Source organism: Streptomyces sp. NPDC032091 (assembly GCF_055580265.1).
In genome coordinates this window covers 44,207-68,033 of sequence record NZ_JBVILR010000002.1, presented here as the reverse complement: position 1 = coordinate 68,033, position 23,827 = coordinate 44,207, and the positions used below count along the sequence as shown (strand labels likewise).

Annotated in this window: 21 protein-coding genes and 5 pseudogenes; 10 read left to right on the top strand and 16 right to left on the bottom strand. The window is 70.7% G+C overall.

The window, feature by feature from the left end; all coding sequences use genetic code 11:
* Nucleotides 1-20 precede the first annotated feature (20 nt).
* From ACZ5NJ_RS03210 to ACZ5NJ_RS03200, 3 genes and pseudogenes are all read left to right on the top strand, one after another.
* Nucleotides 21-965 (top strand): N-acetylglucosamine kinase, encoded by a 945-nt coding sequence (locus ACZ5NJ_RS03210; protein ID WP_468762142.1) that lies wholly within the window; start codon nt 21-23, stop codon nt 963-965.
* A 13-nt stretch (nt 966-978) separates the two neighbouring features.
* Nucleotides 979-1,296, top strand: a pseudogene (locus ACZ5NJ_RS03205) (nSTAND1 domain-containing NTPase); the annotation flags it as partial.
* Between the two features lie 20 nt (nt 1,297-1,316).
* Nucleotides 1,317-1,466 (top strand): annotated as a pseudogene (locus tag ACZ5NJ_RS03200) (nSTAND1 domain-containing NTPase); the annotation flags it as partial.
* 264 nt (nt 1,467-1,730) lie between these two features.
* Here ACZ5NJ_RS03200 and ACZ5NJ_RS03195 read toward each other — a convergent pair.
* From ACZ5NJ_RS03195 to ACZ5NJ_RS03165, 7 genes are all read right to left on the bottom strand, one after another.
* Nucleotides 1,731-2,681 carry an SAM-dependent methyltransferase gene (locus tag ACZ5NJ_RS03195; RefSeq protein ID WP_468763131.1) on the bottom strand — a complete coding sequence of 317 codons (951 nt, stop codon included), beginning with the start codon at nt 2,679-2,681 and terminating at the stop codon, nt 1,731-1,733.
* A gap of 8 nt (nt 2,682-2,689) precedes the next feature.
* Nucleotides 2,690-3,334 (bottom strand): cysteine hydrolase family protein, encoded by a 645-nt coding sequence (locus ACZ5NJ_RS03190; protein ID WP_468762139.1) that lies wholly within the window; start codon nt 3,332-3,334, stop codon nt 2,690-2,692.
* Nucleotides 3,331-4,386 carry an isocitrate/isopropylmalate family dehydrogenase gene (locus ACZ5NJ_RS03185; protein WP_468762137.1) on the bottom strand — a complete coding sequence of 352 codons (1,056 nt, stop codon included), beginning with the start codon at nt 4,384-4,386 and terminating at the stop codon, nt 3,331-3,333. The genes ACZ5NJ_RS03190 and ACZ5NJ_RS03185 overlap by 4 nt, the downstream gene beginning before the upstream one ends.
* A 77-nt stretch (nt 4,387-4,463) precedes the next feature.
* Nucleotides 4,464-4,997 (bottom strand): EF-hand domain-containing protein, encoded by a 534-nt coding sequence (locus tag ACZ5NJ_RS03180; protein WP_468763129.1) that lies wholly within the window; start codon nt 4,995-4,997, stop codon nt 4,464-4,466.
* A 234-nt stretch (nt 4,998-5,231) separates the two neighbouring features.
* The gene (locus ACZ5NJ_RS03175) at nt 5,232-6,425 is read right to left on the bottom strand and encodes a hypothetical protein (RefSeq protein ID WP_468762135.1); all 1,194 of its coding nucleotides are present in this window, start codon (nt 6,423-6,425) and stop codon (nt 5,232-5,234) included.
* Between the two features lie 248 nt (nt 6,426-6,673).
* Nucleotides 6,674-7,999, bottom strand: a complete 1,326-nt coding sequence (locus ACZ5NJ_RS03170) for a hypothetical protein (protein WP_468762132.1) — start codon at nt 7,997-7,999, stop codon at nt 6,674-6,676.
* A 179-nt stretch (nt 8,000-8,178) separates the two neighbouring features.
* Nucleotides 8,179-8,973 (bottom strand): hypothetical protein, encoded by a 795-nt coding sequence (locus ACZ5NJ_RS03165; RefSeq protein WP_468762130.1) that lies wholly within the window; start codon nt 8,971-8,973, stop codon nt 8,179-8,181.
* Here ACZ5NJ_RS03165 and ACZ5NJ_RS03160 point away from each other — a divergent pair.
* Nucleotides 8,864-9,325 (top strand): annotated as a pseudogene (locus tag ACZ5NJ_RS03160) (transposase); the annotation flags it as partial. The gene ACZ5NJ_RS03165 and the pseudogene ACZ5NJ_RS03160 overlap by 110 nt on opposite strands.
* Before the next feature lie 226 nt (nt 9,326-9,551).
* Nucleotides 9,552-10,019, top strand: a complete 468-nt coding sequence (locus tag ACZ5NJ_RS03155; protein ID WP_468762128.1) for a hypothetical protein — start codon at nt 9,552-9,554, stop codon at nt 10,017-10,019.
* Nucleotides 10,020-10,163: 144 nt separating this feature from the next.
* Here the strand turns inward: ACZ5NJ_RS03155 and ACZ5NJ_RS03150 are convergent, their stop codons facing one another.
* A complete protein-coding gene (locus ACZ5NJ_RS03150; RefSeq protein WP_468762126.1) occupies nt 10,164-10,730 on the bottom strand; it encodes a hypothetical protein in 567 nt (188 codons plus the stop codon).
* 188 nt (nt 10,731-10,918) lie between these two features.
* The gene (locus ACZ5NJ_RS03145) at nt 10,919-11,146 is read right to left on the bottom strand and encodes a hypothetical protein (RefSeq protein ID WP_468762123.1); all 228 of its coding nucleotides are present in this window, start codon (nt 11,144-11,146) and stop codon (nt 10,919-10,921) included.
* On the opposite strand from ACZ5NJ_RS03145, the pseudogene ACZ5NJ_RS03140 reads away from it, so the two are divergent.
* From ACZ5NJ_RS03140 to ACZ5NJ_RS03130, 3 genes and pseudogenes are all read left to right on the top strand, one after another.
* Nucleotides 11,145-11,524, top strand: a pseudogene (locus ACZ5NJ_RS03140) (NF041680 family putative transposase); the annotation flags it as partial. The gene ACZ5NJ_RS03145 and the pseudogene ACZ5NJ_RS03140 sit on opposite strands and share 2 nt — an antisense overlap.
* Nucleotides 11,525-11,852: 328 nt before the next feature.
* Nucleotides 11,853-12,125 carry a hypothetical protein gene (locus ACZ5NJ_RS03135; protein ID WP_468762121.1) on the top strand — a complete coding sequence of 91 codons (273 nt, stop codon included), beginning with the start codon at nt 11,853-11,855 and terminating at the stop codon, nt 12,123-12,125.
* 42 nt (nt 12,126-12,167) lie between these two features.
* The gene (locus tag ACZ5NJ_RS03130; protein ID WP_468762118.1) at nt 12,168-14,309 is read left to right on the top strand and encodes a trehalose-6-phosphate synthase; all 2,142 of its coding nucleotides are present in this window, start codon (nt 12,168-12,170) and stop codon (nt 14,307-14,309) included.
* Between the two features lie 110 nt (nt 14,310-14,419).
* Here the strand turns inward: ACZ5NJ_RS03130 and ACZ5NJ_RS03125 are convergent, their stop codons facing one another.
* The 3 genes and pseudogenes from ACZ5NJ_RS03125 to ACZ5NJ_RS03115 form a co-directional block, all read right to left on the bottom strand.
* Nucleotides 14,420-14,671: a transposase gene (locus ACZ5NJ_RS03125; protein ID WP_468762116.1), complete on the bottom strand. Its 252-nt coding sequence runs from the start codon at nt 14,669-14,671 to the stop codon at nt 14,420-14,422.
* Nucleotides 14,672-14,786: 115 nt separating this feature from the next.
* Nucleotides 14,787-14,897, bottom strand: a pseudogene (locus ACZ5NJ_RS03120) (hypothetical protein); the annotation flags it as partial.
* Between the two features lie 152 nt (nt 14,898-15,049).
* A complete protein-coding gene (locus ACZ5NJ_RS03115) occupies nt 15,050-15,457 on the bottom strand; it encodes a TipAS antibiotic-recognition domain-containing protein (RefSeq protein WP_468762114.1) in 408 nt (135 codons plus the stop codon).
* A 522-nt stretch (nt 15,458-15,979) separates the two neighbouring features.
* On the opposite strand from ACZ5NJ_RS03115, the gene ACZ5NJ_RS03110 reads away from it, so the two are divergent.
* Nucleotides 15,980-16,585: a hypothetical protein gene (locus ACZ5NJ_RS03110; protein WP_468762112.1), complete on the top strand. Its 606-nt coding sequence runs from the start codon at nt 15,980-15,982 to the stop codon at nt 16,583-16,585.
* Between the two features lie 1,278 nt (nt 16,586-17,863).
* Here the strand turns inward: ACZ5NJ_RS03110 and ACZ5NJ_RS03105 are convergent.
* Both ACZ5NJ_RS03105 and ACZ5NJ_RS03100 read right to left on the bottom strand, forming a co-directional pair.
* Nucleotides 17,864-18,676, bottom strand: coding sequence for a hypothetical protein (locus ACZ5NJ_RS03105; protein ID WP_468762110.1), 813 nt, complete (start codon nt 18,674-18,676; stop codon nt 17,864-17,866).
* Nucleotides 18,677-18,719: 43 nt separating this feature from the next.
* On the bottom strand, nt 18,720-19,064 hold the full coding sequence (locus ACZ5NJ_RS03100; RefSeq protein ID WP_468762108.1) for a hypothetical protein: 345 nt from the start codon (nt 19,062-19,064) through the stop codon (nt 18,720-18,722).
* Nucleotides 19,065-20,395: 1,331 nt separating this feature from the next.
* On the opposite strand from ACZ5NJ_RS03100, the gene ACZ5NJ_RS03095 reads away from it, so the two are divergent.
* On the top strand, nt 20,396-21,013 hold the full coding sequence (locus ACZ5NJ_RS03095) for a hypothetical protein (RefSeq protein WP_468762106.1): 618 nt from the start codon (nt 20,396-20,398) through the stop codon (nt 21,011-21,013).
* A gap of 351 nt (nt 21,014-21,364) precedes the next feature.
* Here the strand turns inward: ACZ5NJ_RS03095 and ACZ5NJ_RS03090 are convergent, their stop codons facing one another.
* Complete coding sequence (locus ACZ5NJ_RS03090; protein ID WP_468762103.1) at nt 21,365-22,231, bottom strand: hypothetical protein; 867 nt, start codon at nt 22,229-22,231, stop codon at nt 21,365-21,367.
* Nucleotides 22,232-22,907: 676 nt separating this feature from the next.
* The gene (locus ACZ5NJ_RS03085) at nt 22,908-23,540 is read right to left on the bottom strand and encodes a hypothetical protein (RefSeq protein WP_468762101.1); all 633 of its coding nucleotides are present in this window, start codon (nt 23,538-23,540) and stop codon (nt 22,908-22,910) included.
* Between the last annotated feature and the right edge of the window lie 287 nt (nt 23,541-23,827).

Here is a 23,827-nt window from a genome sequence, read left to right as displayed (position 1 = left end):
GGAGCACGGGAACCGCACTGGTGCTGGGCATCGACGGGGGCGGCTCCGGGCTGCGGGCGGCGCTCGCGGCGGCGGCCGGGGGACCCGTTCTGGCGACGGCCTCGGCCGGGGCGGCCAACGTACGGTCGGTCCCCGAGCCGGAGCTGACCGAACGCCTGGCCCGGGTCGTGGGGCGGGTGCTGCCCCCCGGCGGCGCCGCGGACGTCGTCTGCGTCGTCGCCGGGTTCGCCGGGGCGGGGATCCCCGGGCGGGCCGGCGACCGCGGACAGCAGGTGGCCCGCCGGGCGTTGCACACGGCACTGGCCCGCCACGGCTGCGCACCCCCGCACGTCCGGGTCGCCGCCGACTCCGAGGTCGCCTTCGCCGCCGCCCCGGGCTGCCCGCCGGACGGCCTCGCGGTGATCGCCGGCACGGGCGCGGCCGCCACCCGGATGCGCGGCCACCGCCTGGCCGCGACGGCGGATGGCTGCGGCTGGCTCACCGGCGACGACGGCAGCGGCTTCTGGATCGCCCGCGAGGGCGTACGCCGGGCCCTGCGCGCGGTGGACGGACGCGGCCCCGCGACCCTGCTGGCGGCCCGGCTGGCCGAGGCCTTCGGGACGCCCGTCCCCGACCCGCCGTCACTGCGCTACGCCCTCATCGACGGAGCGCTGGACCCGGCCGCCCCCGTCCGCCTGGCCCGCCACTGCCCCCTGGTGGTCCGGGCAGCCGCGGAGGGGGACGCGGTGGCAGGAGCGATCCTCGACGAGGCCGCGGACCTGCTGGCCGAAAGCACGGCCGCGCTCCGGCCCCGGCCGGGCGAACCCCTCGTCACGGTGGGCGGCCTGCTCGGCCCGCGGGGCCCGCTGCTGCAGCGCTTCACCGCCCGGATGGCCGACTGGGGCCTGGCGCCTTACCCGGTCGCGGACGGCCTGGCCGGCGCGGTCGCCCTCGCCCGGGCGGCCTGCGCGCCTGGAGCAGGCTGAACCGCGCACGCGCATGGGCCGCGGCCCGCCGCCCGGAGGGAGCGGCGGGCCGCGGGGATCGGCAGCCGTGGATCGGCCGCCCGTCGGGGCGGCGGTCAGAAGCCGCAGTCGTTCACCCACTTCCCTGGACGGGTCCGCCGCCGGCGGCTTCGAGAGCGCCCTCGCCCAGGCCGCCGAAGCCCTGTACGACTCCCTTTCGGCCCCCCAGCAGCGCCTCGCCCGTCAGGTGTTCATCCACCTCTTCGCCCTTGGCGAGGGCACTGAGGACACCAAACGGCCCGTCTACCGGGCCGAACGGGGCCAGGACGCCGACACCCGCACCGTCCTCGCCCGGGTCGCCGCCGCCCCCGCCTGCTCACCCTCGGCCACGGGGCCGTCGAGCCCACCCACGAGGCCTTCATCCGGGCCTGGCCCCGGCTGCGCGGCTGGCTCGGCGACGACCGCGGACGGCTGCGCCGCCACCGCCGGCTCGCCGAGGTCGCCCGCGCCCGGGAGGCGGTGGGGCGCGACCCCGGGGCCCTGCTCCGCGGCGCCCCGCTCGCCCTGGCCCGCGAACTCACCGCCGGCGGCGGGCCGGTCCGGCGATACCGACGAAAAGAGTGGCTAGAGCTGCGTCCACCGGGCCAGTACAGCACTCCCGGCTCACGGTCGTCTGCCCGGCATGGCAACGTCGCCGGTTCATCACACCGTGCGCGTAACGACTGCCGTTGCAAGGGCCAGAACTCAGCTTCCGCACCCCGCCCGGACACGGCGGCCGCGACGGCTTCACCCCGAGCCCGGCGAGACGCCGCTGCTGTTCCTCGGGGAGTCGGCCGAAGGCGCGGCGCTGTGCGGCCGACCGGCGGCCGATGGGCACGGATGGGGCACGCCGGGGCGCACCTCACCGCAGGGCTTGTGGGCGATGACCCAGCGGTTGGCGGCGAGGGCGTCGTCCGGCTCGGGGAGCGGGCCTCGGCCGTGGCGGCGGGTGAAGTCGAACGGGGTGTGGACAGTCGTGGACCAGCCGCGCGCGGTGAGGTCGGCGGGGGTGTCCGGCCGGGATTCGGCGTCGAAGAGAGCGAGCAGGTCGACGCCGATGCGGACGCGGGCGGCCGTGTAGACCGGGTTGGAGCGGACAGCGTCCGCCTCGACTCCGAGTTTGGCCTCGTAAGCCAGGGTGCTGCCATCGGCGCTGAGCCGGTCGACGGTGTCGACGAGGGACCGCTCGGCGGCCGACGGCAGGTAGAGCAGCAGGCCCTCGGCCAGCCAGGCCGTGGGTTCTGACGGGTGCAGGCCCGCCGCGAGCAGGGCCGCGGCCCAGTCCTCCCGCAGGTCGACCGCCACGGGGACCCGGCGGGTCGCCGGTACGGCGCCCCGCCGGTCGAGGACGTCCTGCTTGAAGGCGAGGACGTCGGTCCGGTCGAGTTCGAAGACGGTGCACCCGGGCGGCCAGTCCAGCCGGAACGCCCGGCTGTCCAGGCCGGCCCCGAGCAGGACGACCTGGCGGGCACCGGCCCGGGCGGAGGCGAGGAGATGATCGTCCAGAACCCGGGTGCGCAGGCCGAAGTAGCGGCCGAGCCGCCCCCAGAGCGGGTCGGACTCGCCGTCCCGGACCTGCCGGGGGTGGACCGGCCAGTGCGCGGAGGCGCGAGCCGCGCGGACGAAGTGTTCGGCGTACCGGTCCGTGGCCAGCGCGTCGGGGCGGTGGGATTCGATCGCCCGGGCCGCCGCGACCATCAGCGCGGTCAGACCGACGCCGGACTCGACTCCCTTGCCCACGCGTCCTCCTCTCCCGGACCGCGAGTCCACTCGGTGACCCGGTCGTGGGTGGTGACGCGTGCTCCGTAGACCCGGCTCATGAACCCCAGGACCGACTCGTCGGGCAGGTGGAGCGCCGTGGTGCAGTCCCGCAACACGGTGACGTGATAGCCCTTCTGGAAGGCGGTGCGGGCCGTGGAGTCCACGCAGACGTCGGCGAACAGCCCGGTGAGGACGAGGTGCCCGGCCCCGCTCCCGACGAGGTGCCGCTCGAATCCGTCGGCGAGGAAGGCGTCGAAGCAGGCGTGTTTGGTGAACACCGCCTCGCCCGGGGCCGGCGCCACCCGGTGGAACTCCGCGCCCCAACTGCCGTCGAGGCACTTCGGGCGTTTGCCCTGGGCTTCGTCGCGGCGGCGCCAGCTCTCCCGTTGCAGGTGGACGTCGCCGAGGAAGCGGACGAACACGACCTCGACGCCGTGCGTCCGCGCGGCCGCGACGGCCTGCTCGGTGTGGGCCGCCACCCGCTCCAGGCGGGCGGGGTCGCCCGGGTAGCGGGCGGTGGCGACCGGGCCGGCGCAGAAGTCGTTCTGCAGGTCGACGACCACCAGTGCCGTGCCGTTCGCCGCGGTCATGGGCGGAGCTGCGCTTCGAGCGCGTCCAGCAGGGCGGTGACCGTGTCACCGGTGGAGTGGCGACCGCCGAGGTCCGGCGTCCGGATGCCCCGGTCGAGCACGGCGGCCAGTGCCGACTCCACGGCGGCGACCGCGCCCCGGCAGCCGCCGTGCCGCTCCGCGATCAGCGCGGCGGCCCGGACGGTCGCGGTGGGGTTGACGGTGTCGGTGCCTTCCAGGTCGTCGGCGGAGCCGTGCACCGTCTGGTACTCGACCAGGCCGTTCAATTCCGGGTGCAGGTAGACGTTCTCCGTGCAGCGGTTCTCCTGGCGCTCGGCGCCGAACCGGTCGAGCAGCACCACGTGCATGATGTCGGCCCACTCGTTGCCCGCGACGATGACGGTACGGTCCGCCAGGCCGTGCGTGATCATGTTGCGGTTCACGGTGTCGGGCTGGAACAGCCGCGCGTCGACACCGTGCCTGTCCCGGAACGCGGCCACCCAGTCGTCGAGGGCCCCGTCCAGGAGATGGAACTTGTACGCCATCACCACCCGGTCCGGCCCGTCCCCGGGCCACTCCTCCCGGGCGCGGTCCACCGCGTACCGCAGAACCTTCTCGGTGATCTCCCGGCTGAACTCCATGGTGCGGGTGACCACACCGGCCGCGTGCTGGTTCTCCCCGGTGTAGAAACCCTGCGCCTGGTCCCGGACCAGCAGCACAGAGGCGTCCCCGGCGGCGATCCTCTCGACCTTGACCGCCTGCAGACGCTGTCGCACCAGGTAGAGCGACTGGGCGTTGATCGCCGTACGGAAGACGGCGGCGGTGCCGAGCCCCGCCTGCTCGCGGCAGAACCGCTCGTAGTGGACGGCGTCCTCGTCGGTGAGCCGCGCGATCTTGCCGACGTCCCCCTCCTCGGCCTTGAGCGAGACGTACGAGTGGTACGTGCGCGGGGACCGTACGAGCTCGACCCGGGCTCCGTACAGGTGCGTGATCCTGTTCAGGACCTGTACGAAGACCTCGGCGAGCTCCGCCCCCGTGCCTCGGCCGACCGCGAGTCCGATGACCGGATTCACCTTGTTCCCCTCCTGTGGTGTGCGACGGCGTCCCGGGGCGGCCTGCGCCGACCCGGGACCGTGGTGGGCAGGCCGCGTCAGACGGCCGGCGCGGAGACGAGCCGGTCGCCCGGGATCCCCGCCATCTGCGGCGCGTAGTAGTCCTTGATGCCGGCGGCCCAGGTGGCCACGGGGATGCGGTCCTCGGCGTCGGGGCCGAAGGCTTCGAAGAGCGCGTGGATGTTCGCCTCCTCGAAGCCGATCGCCGTCATCAGCGACACGAACAGCGGGCGCTCGATCAGCCCGTCCCTGTTCGGGTCGCCGAGAGCGGCGAGAGCCTCGGCGAACTCGGTGACGGTGGGGCCGAAGCGGGCGGAGTCGAGCACGAACGGACGGAACTCGTCGACCGTGATCACACCGTCGCCGTTGGCGTCCAGTTCGGTGGCCAGCGTCGTCCAGTAGCGGCGGAACGCGGCTCGGATGGCGGCCTTGGCGTCGGCGTCCGAGTCCGCCGCCGCCTTCAGCACGCGGTCGGTCATGAGGTCGAAATCGTTGGAGTCGATGACTCCATTGCCGTTGGCGTCGAAGAGGGAGAAGATCAGCTCGACCCGCTGGGCGGCCTCGGTTCGCATGTCCATGTCACCTGTCTGCTGGGGCCCGTGGATCTCGGGCCCGGCTCAATACGTGCCCCTCCATAACCTGGTTGGGGGAGGAGACGTGACGGCGACACAGCTCCTGTGACCGGAAAGAGTGACGAGCTGCGCTGCCGCCGATGCGACGGGAGGCTCATGTCCCGCTGCAGAGCGAGCGGACACGGACCACGGACCACCTGACGCGCTGCGGGGTCCCAGGCTTGCGGCGTTCGGTCAGCTGCGGGTGATCCGGGCCCAGGTGAACGGCCCGAACGAGGTGTCGGTCGTGGGGTTGTGCGCGCCCGGGGTGACGGTCAGCTTGAGCCATTCCAACGGCACGGTGCTGCCGTGGACGACGATGCGGTGGAAGTTCGGCACGTCGTAGCCCGGGTGGCTGTTCCAGGCGTTGTAGGAGCAGACGCCCGCGTCGCCCGTGCAGGGTGCGTCCTGGCGCAGCGGGTCGTCCGAGCGGTAGACGTGCGAGTCGCCCACCAGCAGGAGCACCGGCTTGCCGAACGCGGTGGTGTGCGAGGCCAGGCCGGCGACGATCGGCTCGTAGTTCGCCACGTGTGCGGCGGTCTTGCCGTCCACGTCCCACATGTCGGCCTGGGTGCTGACCACGACGCTGGAGATGCCGCCGGTGTGGGCAAGGGCGAAGGCGGTGTCCAGCCAGCGCAGGTCGGCCGCAGTGCGCCGGGCGGCCTCGTCGAGCTGTTCCTGGGAGGCGGTCGGTGCCCCGTACCAGGGGTCGGCGTCGTTGTTGGAGCCGCCGGGCACGTTGATGGTGACGAACAGGGTGCCGTTCTTGACCCACAGCACGTTCTCCACGTACCGGGCGTCCTCGGAGTGGGCCCGGTTCGGCAGCTGTGCCTGCGACAGGACGCGCAGCGTGCCGCTGCCGAGAGTGCGGCCGGGGGTGGGGAAGAAGGTTTGGCGGACGAGGTCCAGGTTGGCGGCCGGGTTGCCGGAGGCGTAGCCGACGGGCTGGCCGGTGGCCGGGTCGAGGACCGGGTCGATCGTGCCGGTGGCCGTGTTGTACTTGCCGCCGCCCTCGCCGGGCTTGTGACAGTCCGTCCACTCGTTGTCGCCGGGGGTGTAGACCAGCGGGTCGGCGAAGGTCTTCCAGAGTGCGGCGATGGACTGGTTGTACGCGGCGGTGCAGTACTGCTTGCCGGAGTGGATGTCGCCGACGTGGATCACGGTACTGACGTCCGGGTCGGCATTGACGTCGGCGATGAACGCCGGCGTCGCCTGCAATTCGGACGTGTCGGTCGGCGAGGTGCCGTAGGGGGCGTCGCCGTACACGGCGAGCGTGAACGGAGCGCGGGCGCCGTGCGGGGGTCCGTCCTCGGCCGCCGTCGCGGGGATGGCCGGCACCACGCCCATCGCGAGGGCGAGCGTTGCGGCCGCGTAGAACCTTCTGGTCATCCGGACTCCCTGTGTTCCCTGTGCTCGCTGTGTTCGCTGTGTCGGAGCAGTGTCCGGGTCGCGCGCACCGCGCCGGGAACGGCCAGGTGAACGGGAGTGCAAGAGAGAAAATGAAGTGAGATGCCTCGCCTGAGCGCGGCGCGCTCAAGCCGCTGCTGCTCCCGCCGGCCGCCGCGGCTGACGGAGGCCCTCGGAGTGCCGCTGCCGACCCTGCGGCCGAGGGGGCTGCGGGCCGGCGCGCGGAGCCGTCAGGGAGCGGCGACGTAGACGACCTGGCTCACGGCGTTCTCGAACTGCGGCGCGCCGGTGTAGGTCGCACGCCAGTAACCCGCCCCTGCCTGCGGGGCGGTGGTGGAGAAGGCGTAGCCCTCACCGTTCCACCCGGCATCCGGCACGGTGGCGACGGTGGTCCAGCCGCCCTTGCCGGTGGCGGAGTACTGGATGTTCACCGGGATCGTGCCCGGCGTCGAGTTGCCTTCGAACCTCATGCTGCCGCCGACCTCCACGGTCGCCGCATCGGAGCGGGTCGCGGTGAGGGACCGGAACGCGGCGGGCTGCACGACCATGATGTCGACGTTCGCCCGGGCGTCGGCCAGGAACAGGTCGTCGCTGTGCCAGCCGACCGCGATCGAGGAGTTGCTCCAGAGCGGCTGGGTCGCCGGGAAGAGCGCGTTGCCGCCGGCGTCCGTGGTGCGCTGGACGAAGTCGCCGAAGGAGTTGGAGCCCATCGTCTTGCCGGCCAGCGGCTGCCAGCCGGTGGGCGAGTTCCAGAGCAGGGTGGCGCTGGTCGAATTCACCGTGCCCTTGAACGGGACCTTCCGCTCGCTCGGGGTCTCGACGATCTTGGTGGCGGTCTTCTTCACCGTGATCGGGAAGGCCTTCGAGGAGGACTGGTTGTAGAAAACGTGGTTCGGGTCGTACTGGAAGGCCGCCTCGATGCGGTTCTGGTATTGGTCGGTGACCGGGAGCGTGGCGGAGAAGCTGCCGTCCGCTGCCGTCGTCACCTCCGCGTACTCCATGTACGAGTTGACCGCCACGGTCAGGCCGCCCATCGGGGTGATGGCGCCGGAACCCGGCCACTGGCCCATCAGGTGACCGCTGATGGTGACGCTGCGGTGCTGGTAGTCGACCGTGGTGCGGTCGACCTTCGTGTCGTTCAGGTTTGTCTGCACGGAGTAGTAGAAATAGCCCACGCCGGCGGCGGAAAGCGTGTCGCCGCCCTCGTCGGAGGCCGACACGTCGATGCGGTAGCTGCCCAGGTTCGGCAACTGGACGCGCCCGCGGTTCTTCCACGTACCGTTCTCGGCGGTGCCGGAGGTCAGCTCGAAGTTCCCCACCGTGGCCACGGTCTGCTGGGTTTCCATCGAGTACAGGCTGACCTTGACGTTCTTGACGGCGCTCGGCGCGGTCAAGGACAGGACGATCTTGCCGTTGTTGGTCCAGTCGTTGTGAGCTTCCTGGACCGTGATGCCGGTGACTCCGCTGTCCGCCTGCGCGGCCGTGGTGCCGCCCAGTACGAGACTCCCGGCGGCCAGCGCTGCGGCACTGGCCAGCAGCGCACGTCGAGTTGCCATAGTTCCCCCCTTGTAAACCGCTGTGTCGCCGACTGGCGATCAGCAGACGGACGCTACCAACACCCCCGCCCCGTCCTCCAACGGATATGCGGGACGTGGCGGGGCCGCGGTCACAACCCCACAGGGGGCGGGAAGCGCCGCGGGGTGGGGGCCAGGTCGTCGGGTGTGTCGGTGCCGGGTCAGCAGGTGATGGCGGCCCAGGAGTGGCCGGGGAAGGTTCGCGAGCCCGCTTGGCCGCTCGCCAGCACGTCGAGTTCGGCGCCGGTGGTCGGAGCGAGGATCACGAACGACAGCGTGGCCTTGCCGTCGGCGTCGAAGACGCCGGACGCTCCCGAGGAGTAGGCCTTCTGACCGACGATCCAGTAGTCGGCCCAGACCGACCGGCCCGCGTACGGCGAGGGCCCGTAGGACGGACCGTGCGCGACGTCCACCGTCACGACGTCCTCGGGGATGTAGGCGTGCCTGCCGCCGACGCCGATGTCGACGGTCTCGCAGCGCTGGGAGACGCCGGTCACGGTCACGTGGTCGTTCCACGTCGAGGCGTCGACGTAGGTGGGGTTCTCCCAGGTGCAGGGCGCCAGCGGAGCGCTCACGAAGTTGCTGTAGTAGACGCCGTGCACCCACACCTGGTAGGTGACGGTCAGTGTCGCGCCCGGCGGCGGTTTGGCCACCGAGAAGTTGAACGTGGCGTTCTTCCTGGCGGTGTCGAACGTGCCGTTGGCGGTGCCGGTCCTGGTGCTGCCGCTGATGGCGTAGGAGACGGTGATGGTGGAGTCGGTCGGGGGATAGCCGACGGTCTCCAGGTTGAGCGTGACCCGGTCGACGGGTATCGCGGTCGTCATGGGACCGCTGCCACTGTTCTGTATGGCGCAGTGCTGGTCCAGGTTGGGCGCGAACGGTCCGCCCGGGTCGGCGGTGGCGGCCGACGCCCCGGCGGCGGTCAGACAGATCAGGATGCCGAGAGCGGTGGTCACCGCTCTCCAGGATCTCCAGGTCTTCCAGGTTCCTCGGGTCTTTCGGACCATCGCGGGTGCCCCCAGATCGTCGGTGCCGGACGGTGCTCTCCACTTGCGGCGGCAGAGACGCCCGCACAGCACCGATGGTTCCTGCCCCGGTCCACGGTGGGTGGGGTGCCTACGAAGCAGGCCGTTCGGGGTGGAGCGAAGCGGAGGCCCGAAACCAGTCCGAAGGGAGCGCGGGACACCGGCCCGAAGGGCACGAGGGGTGGGACGGCCGCCCGCCTGGCCTCGGCGGCAGTTGATCGACGCCATACGGTTCCGGGTCCGGCCCGGGGTTCCGTGGCGGGACGTGCCCGTCGAGTACGGGCCGTGGGGCCGGGTCCACGACCTGTTCCGCCGGTGGCAGCGGAGCGGCACCTGGCACCGTCGATTCCACGGTCCGCCGCGCCCACCAGCACGTGGCCCAGGGCCTGTCTCTGCGGCCGGGTGGGCGCACGGTGTCACATTTCGCAGCGCTGCCCGGCCTGAGGGGTGTACTGACGGACGCGCGGCCCCGGGCATCCCGGACCGCGCCCCTCGTGGAGGTGGCACTCGTGAAGGAATCCGGGACCGGCCTGGTGGTCAGGGGCGGCACGCGGACCCGCGGATGGCTCCGCGCCGGGCAGGCCTTTCTGGCTGCGGCCCAGTTCGGCGTCGGATGCTGGGCGCTGCTGTTCCCGCACGCGTTCTTCGCCGTTCCCTGGGTCGGCATGGGAATGGCGTACAACGTCCACCTGGTGACGGACTACGGCGCGATGAGCCTGGCCACATCCGTTGCCCTCGGTGCCGGAGCCCTCACGATGGACCGGACGGTGATCCGCACCGGCCTCGTGGTGTACCTGGTCTTCGCCGTACCCCATCTGGTGATCCACATGAGGCTGGCGGGCCACCTGTCTCCGGGAGGGCGCGCACCGCTCCTGGCTGCTTTGACGGTGGCGGTCCTGATCCCGACAGTGCTGCTGGGGCTCACCCGCCCGCCTCGGCAGGGTGCCGCAGGTGGGGAATCACGTGAACAGGTCTGAGGAGCGCCCGGGCGCGAGGTGGGGAAGTTGCCCCCCATCGGAGGCGAAACACACCCCAGCGCCCTCGGCGCCCCGGGCCTCGCCACGTACAAGGGACGCCTGTACCCGCGCGCCGACCGCGGATGGTCAGGGCTCCTTGCTTGGTCAGGCCGGAATGAGTCCGGCGGCCCGGAGCAGCGAATCGCGTTCGTCTTCGAGCAGCGGATCGCCCTCCGGGAGTTGATCGTCGGCCAGCAGCCGGCGCACCCATACGGCGTTGGCCTCGAACGCCTTGCGGCACAGGGCCCGCTCAGGGTGTTCTTCTTCAGGGCCGTTGACGGAAAGATCCCACGGGTTACCGGGGTCGACCGGCTCCGACAGGGCCGCAGCCACCAGTATGAGATCGAAGTGCTTGCCCCGATGGGGCACTTCGGGGTCGGCCGCCAGACGGAGCAGGTACGGCACGATCGCCGGCATCGCGGCGCTGATATGCATCGGCCCTGCCATCACCAGTCGGCTCAGCGCCTGTCCGGCAACCTCGGCGGCATCAGGGTCGACCAGACCGTTCAACAGTGCTGGAACCCCGTCCACACAACCAGGCAGCTCCGACCAGATGACCTCCTCACACCCTGCCAGTGCGGGATGTGGGGAGGGATTCACCGCCAGGTGTGGATGCGCCGCCACCAGATCTGCGATCGCGGCCGCTATCGCCGCCCGGCTCACTGCGCACACACCACGGCCTCCGTCCGCTGCCCCACCCGTAGCCTTGAGCCTGCCCGCCCGAGCTCGCTCCGGGGCCGGGTACGGGCCACACCTTGCGCAGGATCATGCCATGTTTCCCGGTCCGGGATATGTGCCGCGTTCGCATGGCCAGGTCGGCACTTTTCTTATCCGGAACCGTTTCCGTGTCGACCTCAAAGCTACGCTGGTTCCAGCAAGACGGCTGGCAAGGTGCCTTCCACGATCAGGGCCTTCGGCAGCGAGATGCCGAGGAAGCGCTCGATGACCCCGAGCGCGGCCCGGTGGACATCCCTGCGCTCCAGGTCAGGGTGAGGCAGGCCGGCATTGGTCAGCAGATTTTGCAGTCGGGCGGCTGTCTCAGGGGCGCCTGCGACCCCCTGATAGCCCCATGAAACATCCAGGTTCATCGAGGGCACCGTAATCCGGCTGGCAGTCGCAAAAGCTGCCCAGCGGCGCGGGCACCGGCGCCGGCCCTGCCGACGTCGACCGGCGCTGGCAGGCGTTCCTCCGCCGCTTCGATGTGGAACACACGTATCGGCTGCTCAGGCAGGCTCTCGGGTGGACCCGGCCCAAGCTGCGGGACTCGGCGGCGGCAGACCGCTGGACCTGGCTCGTCTTGGCCGTACACACTCAGCTCCGCCTCGCCCGCCCCCTCGCACGCGACCTCCGGCGTCCCTGGGAACACGGGCACACCAGCCGGTGCACCAAAACCCACTCGCCCCGGCCCCGGACGCCCGGTCGGCTCGAAGAACCGGCAGCCCGCCACCCGCTACGACGTCGGACGAGGCCCCCCGAAGGCACCGCGACGCACAGCGGCCACGTCACTCCAACGGCACAGCCCCGGGTGCCCGGGCCTCGGGCCGGAGGCAATGCTGGGGAGGCCGCCTTTCCGCAGGAAGGGGTACTGCCGTGACACCGAAGAACGGGCGCATCAGGCGCAGGACCAGGACCAGGACCAGGCCCCGCTACGGGTACACACACGTGCACGTCACCGTGACACAGACCCCCTCGGCCAAACGGATCGCGGGTGAGCACCAGGGACGGGACGACGTCGGTGTGGGGGACGTCTCGTTCGCGTTCAGTGTTCCCCACGGCTCGGCAGTGGTTCCCGTGGTGCCCTCGGACGCACGAGACGCTGACCCGGTACTCGAGCATGCCCGTCTGCTGGACGAGCTGCTCCGCTGCGCCGTCGACGCGCCGCCAGGGTCCGTCGTCCACCTCCTGGCGAGCCACGACCCCCATACGGCTAGGCTGGGCCGGGCCATACGGGCCATACGGGAAGAACTGCTGCGGACCGAGCGGAACACCGACGGCTCCCTCCACTCCGGATCCTCCCGCTCCGGCACCACCGTGCTCGACCCGGTGACCCACGACCCTGCCTGGTGACCTCCCCGCAGCTTCCGAACGGGGGCGTAGGAAGGATTCGTCATGTGCGGTACCGAGGCTGTTGCGAGGCGAAAGGTCCTGGTCAGCGACCTTGATGGCACGCTCCTTGGAGGCGACGAGGACAGCCGCCGCCGGCTGCGCCGCGCGTTGGACCGCCATCGCGACATCACCGTGGTCTACGCGACGGGCCGCAATCTCACCTCGGTCCGGTCCCTGCTTGCCGAGGACCTCTTCGTCCCCTGGCCGCAATGGATCATCGCGGATGTCGGGGCGAGTGTCATCGACACCATGGACATGTCCCATTCCGAGCCGGTTGAGACGGTGCTGCGCACCGGATGGCCGGGGGAGCGCCGAGTCCGGCAGGCACTGCGCCGCTTTCCGCAGCTCGTCTACCAGGACGCCGTCGTGCAGGAAGGCAGGTGCTCCTACTACCTGGCCGCAGGCGAGCTGTCGGACGAGATCACGGCGACCATCGAGGCGATGGGATGCTCCTGGACGTATTCCGCGGACCTGTACTTCGACGTGCTTCCGCCGCATGCGGGCAAGGGTCCGGCCCTACGGGAACTCATGCACCGCCTCCACTGGCCGCGGGCAGACCTGCTGGTGGCCGGGGACTCGCTCAACGACCTGTCACTTTTTCGGCTCGGCACGCACGGAGTCGTCGTCGGCAACGCCGAACCGGCACTGGTCGCGCAGTTGGCCGGCGATCCGCTGGTCCACCGCCCGGCACTCGACGGCGCCGCAGCCGTGCTGCACGCGCTGGAACGGCTCGGCTGGGTGCGGTCGCCCAGACGCGTGGTGATCGGGTATCACCGCCCGCCCTGGCAGCGGTACGAAGGCCGCTGGCGGCCGCCGGCGAGTCCCAACGGAATCTTGCCGACCCTCGTGTCCGCCCTCGGGGCCGACAGCGGTGAGCTGGACGCCGTATGGGCCGCCGCCACGACCGAGGACGCGGCCACGGCGGCCACGATTCCCCCAGGACTGCCCCTGACGCTGCTTCCGCTGCCGGCCGACCAGTGGGCCGGGTACTTCCACCGCGCCTGCAAGGAAACCCTGTGGCCCGCCCTGACCTCCCAAGCACACCTCATCCGCCACGACCCGACCGCCTGGGCGGACTACGAAGCCGTCAACGCCGCTTTCGCGCAGCATGTCAGTGCCCACGCCGACTACGGCGGAACCGTGTGGCTGCACGACTACAACCTGTGGCTGGTCCCCGCTCTGCTCAGACAACACCGTCCCGATCTGACGGTCGGCCTGTTCCACCACACTCCGTTCCCCGACCCGCGGACGTTCCGGCGGCTCCCCGAAGCCGAGCAACTGTGCGCCTCCCTCGCACAGCTTGACTGGGCCGGGTTCCACACCGCCCGGTTCGCCGGGAACTTCCGCAGCCTGATGGCCGACGTCGCCGCCCGGGTACCCCGCATCGGGGTGCACCCCCTGGGCATCGACCGCAGAGCCGTCGCATCCCTCGCCCGAGCCCGAGCCCGAGCCCGAGCCCGAGCCCGAGCCCGAGCCGCTGTCGCGACGGGGACGGACGGCGGAGAGCACCGGGTGATCCTCTCCGTGGAGCGACTCGACTACGCCAAGGCCCCCGTGCACAAGATCCACGCTCTGGGAGAACTCCTGAACGAGTACCCGGCTTTGCGCGGACGAACGCGCTTCCGCCTCGTGTGTCCGCCTCCGGAGAAGGGGATACACGCGTACGACACCACCCGCGCGGAACTCGAAGGGGCCATCGCCGAACTGAACGGGTACTGGCGGAAGGACGGCTGGGAACCGGTCGAGTACATCACCAGAACGCTGCCCTTCGAGGAGGTCGTCGACCACTACCTGGCGGCCGATGTCTTCTGGGTGACGTCCCTGGCCGACGGCATGAACCTCACGGCTCAGGAGTACGTCACCGCTCAGGCGGCCACCGGCGGTTCGGGCGTGCTGGTCCTCTCGCGCCATGCCGGTGCCGCCGACTACGTGAAGGGCCATGCCCTCCTCACCGACCCGCACTCCCGGCACGACCTCGTGGAGAAACTGCGCACCGCCCTCGCGATGCCCCCCACGCTACGCCGGGCACACACGGCTCGTCTCGCCGGCCTCCTGGCGGCACCGGCTCCCGCCGAATGGGCCCGCAGCATCGTTGCGGCCATCGGCGGAGGTGACGACTGGCGGTCCGCGTCGGCCCGGACGTGAGGCGGTGTACATCCGTGATGCTCGGCGGTGGTTCTTGGAGTTGCAGGTCCTGATGAAGCGCTGCGCCGCAGGTGGTCATCGGTGAGCGGGCGGCGCCGGTTCGCGGTTGGTCAGGGGGTCCTCGACCACGACCGCCAGGCGATGCCCCGGCGTCGAAGCCGGGTCCGGGTCGACTTCGAGCTGTAGCCCTTGTCGCCGATGACGTGGCCGGGCCGCTCGCGCGGTCGGCCCGGTGCCGTTCGAGGCACCTGTATGGCGTCCATCGCGGCGGTGAACTGGGTGCAGTCGTTGGTGTTCCCGCCGGTCAGGATGAAGGCCGGCGGAGCCCCCTTTCCGGGCTCCCGCCGCATGCTGGTCGGCACGAACGGCAGTGGAGTCGACCGACACGAGCCACTCGATGTCGCCCCGGATCCGGGGTCGCCTGGCGGGACGTGCCTGAGTGGGACGGGTCGTGGGCCGGCCGAACTTCCACACGATCCCGTTCAGGACCGTTCGGTCATCCAGCCGCGGCCGCCCGAAAACAGGCCGGGGCAGCAGCGGCTCCACGCGTTCCCACTCGGCATCGGACAGTTCATGGCGACGTATCACCACACCACGTGATCCACAATCCAAGATCAGCTTGGCGACAGACCCCAGGGGGTCTCAGCCCCTGGGCCTGAGACCCCCGATGCCTCGGCGGGTGCGCCCGGATCCCCGTCCGGGCGCACCCGCCCACGCATGTCCTGGCTCGTGTCGCCCGACTACGCCGAAACGTTGGCGCCTGCGCTGGGGGCGAACCCGCTCCCCTGCTCGGCGAACACGTTGATCGCGGCGCCCAGGAACTCCACCAACCCGGGGTGGTAGGAATCGTGGAACGCCCTCATGGCCTCGTCCTCGGCGTAGAAGAGCGACATGCCGACGTAAGCCTCCTTGGAGGGGGTGTAGAACCGGCAGACGATGTCGAAGTGCCTGCGGACGAGCTCCTGGATCTGTTGGTCCCCGGGCAGGGAGCCGCCGTCCAGGAAAGCGGTGATCTCCCGGTACAGGACGTCCCAGTCCTGGTGGACCCGCTCCCTGTCCACATGTTCCCAGTCGTTGGTCTCGGCAAGGCTCTTCGCCTGCTCCTCGGCCAACGACCGGCGACACTCGTCCTCGTAACTGTTCCCCACGGCACTGCTTCCCATTGTTGCGTCGCCTCTCCAGTGAACCCGGGAGACCGCCGACATCGACATCGACATCGACATCGACCGACCGTCGGTGATCAACTTCCGGTCCAGGCCGGACGATGACACACAGCCACCCGGACGGCAAACCAATTCCTGGGCCCTCCGGCGCTTCGTCCCGGTCAGCCCGGCGGCGGAAAGGCGCAGCTCGAACGGCGAGCCGTCGAAGCGGAGCGTCCAGGCGTTCCATTCCGCGGGCCCGGATTCCCGCGGCGAACTCGCGCCGCTGCTCCCGGCAGACGCGGGCCTCCTGCACTCGTGTGCGTACTCGGGCCGGGCCGCCCGAGGCGGCCGCCACCGCGCCCACCCGGCAGCGCGGCGCGCACGGGTAGGCGTGAACACCGCTGGAAAGGGGGGCAACATACGGTCGAGCGACCGAGACCTGCGGCCGGCACCGCACACCCCGGGCGCCGGATGCCGGGGGCCCGGTCCCTCGACGCCATGACCGGAACACGAGCGGAGCGGCCCATGCTTCTCTACGCCCAGACCCCAGCACGGCGGAACCGCCAGATCCTCGCCGACCTGATCGCCATGGTCATGATCGCCGGCACCGTGTGGTTCGCGCTGGCTGTCCACGACGCGATCATGCTGCTGGCCGAGCCGGGACGAAAGGTGGAGAGCGCGGGCGAAGGCTTCGCCGGCGCCCTCGACGACGCTGCCAAAACCGCCTCGGACGTGCCGCTCGTCGGCCACCTCCTGAAGAAACCGTTCCAGTCCGCGGCCGACGCCGGCACCGGGCTCGCCGATGCCGGACAGTCACTGCAGGACGCCGTCGACCAGTTGGCCACCCTGGCTGCAGTCGTCCTGATCGTCGTCCCCATTGCCTTCGTCCTCCTCTTGTGGCTTCCCCCGCGCCTGCGCTGGATCCGTCGCAGCGCCGCCCTCCGAAGCCTTCTCCACGCACCTGGAGGCGCCGACCTCCTCGCGCTGCGCGCCCTCACCGGACCGCCGGGCGCCCTCCGCGCGATCCCTGTCCCGCCGGGCGGCCTCGCGGACGCCTGGCGCCGCGGCGACCGGCACGTCGTCGCCGCCTTGTCCGAGTGCGCCCTCACGACGGCGGGGCTGCGGCCCTGACCGGCGAAACAGGTAGCTGGTGAGGGCGACAGCCGCTATGCACAAAACCAGGGATACGTTCTCAGCGAAGCGGATGATGCTGCGGGCGATGCCCAGCAGGGCCGTAGTGGGGGAGTCGCGCGTCCAGTCCCGCAGGAGGGGACAGCAGGATGCCCCCGACCCCTTCCAGGGAAGGAGTCCGCGTGCGGCTCCCCGTCGCCCAGGACCCCCGTGACGGGGAAGACGGTGTTCTCGGCGAGCCGCAGCAACAGGAAGGCCGGCTTCGGAGTGGCGGGCGTGCGGCCGGAGGCGTAGTTCCCGCCGCCCATCTGCAGAGCGAGGAGGTAGTGGAAAGCGCGGTCGACTGCCATGTTGCTGCAGCTGGACGCGGCCAGCGAGACAGTCGACGACCTGGCCCGGACCACCGAGGATGCCTACCGCTCACATCCGGATGCGGCGATCACGCTTGGCATTCCCGGGATCGGCCCCCAGGTTCGGTGCCCGCATTCTGGGCGAGAGGGGTGATGACAGGAGCCGGTTCGCCACCCGGCTGACCGGCACGGTCTCCGGACGGGAACGGCGCAACGGCCGGGGACAGGGCTCATGAAAATGCCTTCCGTGGAGGTGCTCGTTCTTGCACCCCACCACTGCCAGCCCCCCGGCCTCACAGGAAGGAAACAGTGCTACCGGTGAGTCACCGGTGAGCTCGCGCCATCCAGTGAAAGCTCCCCAGTACAGGTCAGAGCCCTGCCGACAGGACTTCACCAGTGATGAACCCTGTCCCGGTGACCTCACCAACCACCTCACCGCTCCCACCACCGCACCGGGAGCCGATCCGGCGCGCGTGCGGACGAAGCGGTAAGTGCCTGCCAGCTCGTCGGGCGTGTTGGTCACGCGCAGGCGGGCAGGGGCAGTCTGGAGCGGTGGTGAGCACGAAGACCCCGCGTTGTCGGGAGTGCGGAAGGCCGTTTCCCGACGGACCGAGGAAGAGTGGCGTCGACGTCGCCTTCAGGAGGCGTCACCCTCGTGGTGGCCGTTTCCGTCACTAGGAGGGGTCAGACGTGCCGACGCGGCCACTGCGCTCCGCCCCGGCTGACAGCATCCCGAAGTGGAGGACACATGTGTGGAGGACACATGTGCAGCTGCGGAACCCTGCCCGACCACGACGAGTGCTCAACCTGTGCCGTCCCCCCGGCGTTCGCCGGCTCCGCGGCCGAGGACGAATTGTCCAGGCCTACCCCGTCCCACACCTCAGCGTACCCGGACGAGCCGCCCTTCTGAGAGGGAGCGGCCCTTGCGTCAGAACGGCGGGTCTTCGCTGTAGCCGCCGCCTATCCAGTTGCCTTTGCCGTCCCAAGAAGCGCGTGCAGCTCTCAGGCGGGCATAGTGCTCGCGGGCTGCGATGTCGGACGCGTTCTCCCATCCGCTGGTGTCGTGACCCCATGCCTTCAGTGCGTCCAGGACGCGGTCGCGATGGCGCCGGTCAGTGCTGGTGGCCAGTAGACGTCGTGCGTGGCCGGTGAGATCAGCCTGGTGCTGGGTGAGAAGTGGGTGCTCTATGAGAGGAACGGCAGCGATCAGAGCGGCGTGGCGCACGTCCGCGGTGTCATGGCCGAGGAGGGCTCCCACAGCGGAGAAGATCGCTGGCCGTGCGTCCCTAAACGCAAGCATCTCCGCGTACTCATCGAGACATTCCTCCCCGTAGAGACGTTCGTCCATGGCAACGCACTCGTCGTCGGCGTCGTAGGCGGTGTCGCCGAGCCAGTCGAGGAGCTGCACGAGGGTCGGGTGGGTCGGGGGTTCCGTAGTGTCGTGGCTGCAGTCGCCTGCCGTGATGGCCGGGTGGTTGAGGATCGCCGCGACGAAGAGCGCCACGGGCACGGTGGCCTCGTAGATGCTGTTCTGGTGAGTTACGGGGCCCAGCGCATCCTGGAGAGCGGACTTCCTGATGACCGGGTCCGAGCTGGTCAGGAGTGTCAGCGCCGCCGGCAGGGATTCACCCGTGCCGCAGGCAGTGGCCAGCGACGCCCAGTCTGTGCTGTCCAGCAGTGTCTGAAAGGGAGGGAGCTCGGCGGGGCGAGGCTGCTCGGTCTGTCTGCGGCTGCGGGTCACAGGCTGAGGCTATTGCGTTGATGAGCCGGAGTTGTGCCCGGGCTCACGTGGAGAGCAGGACGCGCTTGCGGAGTAGTTTCGAAGCCTGCGCGGCCGAACATCTGGCGCTTGAGCTCTTGATCCGGTTGATGTGGCCTTCGACGACTCCGGAGTTCCACGGTTGCGTGAGGCCGGCGGTGACTGCGTCGAGGTCGCGTTCCAGGTGCCGGGCGAATCGCCGCAGGCCGGGCGGGTCGGCGGTGGTTGCGGTTTCGATCCATGCCGGCAGTTGGTGGCCTTGCAGCTGGGTGAGCCTGTGGGCGAAGGTGCGCGCGTGCCCGGTGAGTGCGTCCAGTTCGGGGCAGTTGGCCAGCACGGCTTTGAGCTGGAGTCGGTCGCCCTGGGCCACGGCGGCGGGGTGAGGCCGAGGGCCGACCGGCTGGGGTTTGCCGCGTAGGTTCCGGCTGGCGTAGGCGCGAACGCTGGGAAACCGCAGGTAAGAGCCGTGTATTCGACTCGACCAGCACCCGCACCCCGGACAGGCCGCCCGCCTGGTCGTGGACCGGGCCTCCACTCTTACGACAGCGTCAGTCACGTCGGCCGACTCCACCGACATGTTCTCCACCGGCCCGAACAACAGCTCTTCCAGCTGCGGCCGCACGTTGTTCACAGCGCAGAACTGTCGACGCCGTCACCCCTCCGGCAGGTCGATTTTGGGGCGATGTGAATCACCATCGAACGACGACCAGCCGGCACGCTGTGTACGCGACCACAAGAAGTGGACCAGAGCCGGTTCTCACCTACGCAGCCAACCGGGTCGTGGTTCCGTCTCATAGGGGGCAGTCGCCGGTTCTCCCGGCCGGGTCGCTGGAGCCCCTACCAGGGGTGAGTGCCTGTTGCTCCGGCAGATGATCGCCATCGGCACCCGGTGATCGGCGCCCGCGACGCTGCCGCCCTGTTCACGGGGTTCGCCAGCCCCTGCAGGCCTTGCGCGGCTGAGGGGGAATCAGTGGGGGAGGTAGGAGGGGGACATTGAGGGGGACGCAAGAGGGGGAAACCGCCCGGGATACCGACCTGATCCCGCACCTTGCATTCGCACTGGTCAGGCGCCCCTTTCGGTGGTGGTGACCAGCCAGACTTTATTTATGTAGGGAGGAGGAGGCGATGGGCTTGTAGGGCGCCTGACGGATAGGCGGGACCGGAAGCGAGCGGCGGTGCTTCAACCCGCTGCGGGAGAGCCGTGAGCTGTGCCAACTGCTGGTTCATCTCCTGCCGGCCGCCAGTGGGCGGTCAGGCTGGGCGGCGTCGGCGGTGCCGAGCCGGGGATCGCATCCGATCGCGTCGTAGGCGTCGACCAGGAGCAGCTGGATGTCCGCGGGCGCGAGTGAGTTGTGGTGGACACCGAGGGCGTGGCGGCCAACCTCGCACCGGGCTGCGTCCGGGCTCGGTGTACCCACCTCGCTGGCCCGGCCGGCCGGGCTTCGGGGAGGAGGCGTTCGGCAGTGCGGGTGCTGATGTCGTGGTGCGGCGAGGGGGCTTATAGGCGAATCAAATGTGGCCGACGCCCACTTCCGCTGAAAGCGGGTGGCAAGGGCGCCGGCCGACCGAAGAACACACCACGAGAGAACCCGCGTGCATCATCAGGCCGAGCATAGCGCCCGGACCGGGTGCAGGCACGCACCCGTGATCCGCGTTGGACGAACCGCCGTGAGCCGGCGGGAGCTTGCTGACGCCCTGGGGATGACATGGCCGACGTTCCGCCGGCTCAAACCGCACGACGCCGAAGGCTTCCCCGAACCGATCAGTTCGCAGGGGGCGCTGGTGCTGATGTGGGACCTGGAACAGGTCACCGCCCACCGAGACGGCAGACCGCAGCCGGCCCTTCCGACCGAAGAGGACGACACGGACCTGCTCGACCGCCGGGAGGCGGCCGTCGTGCCGGCCGTAAAGCCGCGCAGCATCGACAGCTATACAACCGACCCGAGCCTCGCCGACCACGTTGTGGTGGTGGGCGGGGTCGAGCACTGGCCCCGCGGCGTGCTGCGTGCCTACGGAGCCGCCCGAGGCACCATGACTGCGCCCAGCGGCCGGCCGACCGGATCCGGCGACATGGTCCCCCGGGATCTACTCCCCGGACGCATCGCTGAACTCCTCGACGCCGAACCCGCGGTCACTGCCGCCCACGCCGTCGACGTCCTCGGCATCTCCACCTCCACCGCGCAGAAGCACCTCCAGCACGAACGGGCGACGCGCATCGCCGCGCAGATGCACACCGAGCCAGGTCTCAGCGCCGAAGAGGCCGCAGACCGCCTCGGATACCCCCCGGCACTCCGCCGCAGCGCCGCGAAGGCAGCTTAGCAGCTTCACGACAAGCGCTGACATCCCCCAAGACCGGCGTGCCGGCTTCGCTGCGCTGCGTCCGGAACGAGCGCTGCGCGCTCTCACTGTGAATGCGTAGGTCCGTGGTCCGCGACAGCGGGTTGGCGTCAGCGCTGGTGGGGGCGGCTCAGCTGAGGGGGAAGGCTTATGGTCTGGCGGGCTGCTGTCACGGTGTGACCAGTCGGCTGCCGTGAGGTGACCGCCTGCTGGGGTATCGGCTGGCACCAGCCCCCACACGCACACCGGGCCTTGCCGTACTGACACGGGGTGGCGTTTGGTTTTGTCGGGCGCTGCTACGAAACCGTTCCTCTGCACCCCACGGACGACCGTTCAGGAACCGTAGGTGATGGATACCTGCGCCGACCCGGTGGCGGGGCCGGAAGTGCCGCCCGCCGGGACGAGGTTCGACCCGCCACCGCCGCCACCGGGCCCGCCGGCGCCGGCAATGACCAGGAAGCAGCCGCCGCCTCCGCCGCCACCGTGCCAGCCGCCGCCACCACCGCCCCCGCCGATTCCGCCACCGCCCGTGCCGCCGGTACCGGGCCTGCCGTCGGTGCCGGCCTTGGAGTCCTCGGGGCAGGCGGCTCCGCCCTTGCCGCCGTGGGTCTGGGTTCCGCCGCCACCCCCGCCGCCGCTTTCCGGTCGCTCGCCGCCGGGCTTCCCGATGTCGCCGGCGTTTCCGCCGGTGGCCTCGCGGACGGGACCGGCGAAGCTGGAGCCGCGTCCGCCGCCCCCGCCGCCGGCGGCGACGATGAGGCGGGGGTCGGTGCCGGCAACGCCGGTCAGGGCACAGTTCGCGCGCGCCGAGCTGCAGGTGCGGACGTCACTGGCACCGCCGCCGCTGCCGCCGGGGTGCTGACCGGTGACGGCTCCGCCGCCCGTGTCGACGTTGACGTAGTAGGTGGTGCCGGGCACCACGGTGAGGGTGGCGGTGACGGTGGCGCCGGTCCCGCCCGCTCCGCCCTCGATGGCGGACTGTCCCGGCTCGCCTGTGGCGGTGACAGTCAGTCGGGTGACGCCGGCCGGTACGACGAACCGTTGGTTGGCGCCGGCGGTGAAGGTCTTGGTCACGGGCGCCGCTGCGGCGGGCGCCGCGGGCACCACCAGGACCGCTGGCAACGCCGCGGTGGCGAGCAGGAGCGCGGCACGTCGGGCTGTGCGCTGAGGGCGGTTGGACTGTTGTGCGGTCAAAGTCACGATGGGGACTCCTGGACAGGGCCGTGCCCCCCGGACGCGCGGACGTAGGTAGATGGTCCGGCCCCTGCACGGGACCGTCCGCCGCGGACCGGCCGGGCCGCAGCGGTCAGGCGTCATGCTCTCCCTCAGTCTCCCCGTTTCCCGGTCCGCCCGCCTCCCGGCGTCCCGGTCCGTCGCGGCCCCAACCACCCCCATCCCGGGACCGCCCGCAGTTACGGGACGTCGCCCCGCCACCCGAACCGGCAGGGGTAGACGCCATCGGCTTCGGCCGGCTCGTACGCGCAGCGGCCACCCGGCCCGAACGCCCCCCCGTTCCGACATCAGCAAGGCGCCGTCGGCGAGTTCCATCGGACCCCAGCCCGTCACGTCGAGCAGCCGGCCGTCCATCGGGCCGCCCACCAGCTCTCCACAGGAGTGGCCCGGCACCGGACCAGGGTCAGCGTCGTCCAGGTCCGCCCCGTAGACCCGCTGGTCCTTCCACGCAGCATCCACCCGCCCACCCTCCCACCCCGCTCCCACCCCCGGGCCGGGATCGCCGTTCTGCCTCCGGTGATGGGAACCCGCGCATTTCCCCGCCCCTGCTCTCGGTTCCCCAGCTCGTTGCCGCTTGAAGCAAGTGGGAAGAAGCCCAGGGTGAAGGCGCCGGTGACCTGCAACAACCGGCAGCCGTCCTGGTCTACCCCGTGGTGAAGCGTGCGGTGGGCCGGTCACCGTTCTGCGCCTGCTGCGCGCGCTGTGCGACGGCCCTGGCGAGGGCTTCGAGAACCGTCGGCGACGGAGCGCCCTTGGTAACGCCGTGCGTGATCTCGGCAAAGATGGTGCCGACAGTCAGCTCGATGCGCAGCGAGCCGCTCGTCGATGTGAAGCCGGCGCTCATGTCACCGACTTGCTGGAGCGATGTCCTGCGCCAGTCCCGGGGCTCCAACGTGGACTCGTAGACCGCCTTGGCCTTGTCTGCGCTGTCCATCGATGCGAGCTCCACTTTTGCTCCGGAGGAGCCTCCCGGACCGATCAGCCGGGCGGTCACCTTGTAGCGAAAGCCGCAGAGCGCGCCGTCACACGGGTCGTCGTAGACGTAGAGATCCGCTTCCTTCCCCATCGACCATCCAGACGGCAGGTCCTCGATACCAGGAACGATCAACTTCCCCAGATCCTGCGGTACCGCCGCCACCGCCTTCTTCTGCCCGCCAGGCTGCATGCCGTCCGGTGTTCCTCCGCTCCCGCCGCTGCTGCACCCCGCCAAAAGGACGGCCAGCGCCCCACAGGCGACTGCCTTCCCTAAACCCGTCCAACGCGCGCTGACGAGCATCCCAGCCCCCTCTAGACCGCACCGCACGGTGTCGTCCCCTGCCCAGCACGGCCATCATGGCGGCGGCCACTGCACACGCCAACCCCGCCTCCTACACGACGTGCGGCTGCGCCACATCCAGGAGCAGTTCACCACCGGCCCGGCCGCGACGGCGTCTTCCACCGGCCTCACCAGGCGTGGGAGGACGCCGCAGGTCTGGCGGTCAACGACGGCTTCCGGGTTCGACGACTTGGAGGTCACCGCAGCCAGCCTGCAGGAGTTCCTCTAGCGGCTCGGTCATTGAATCA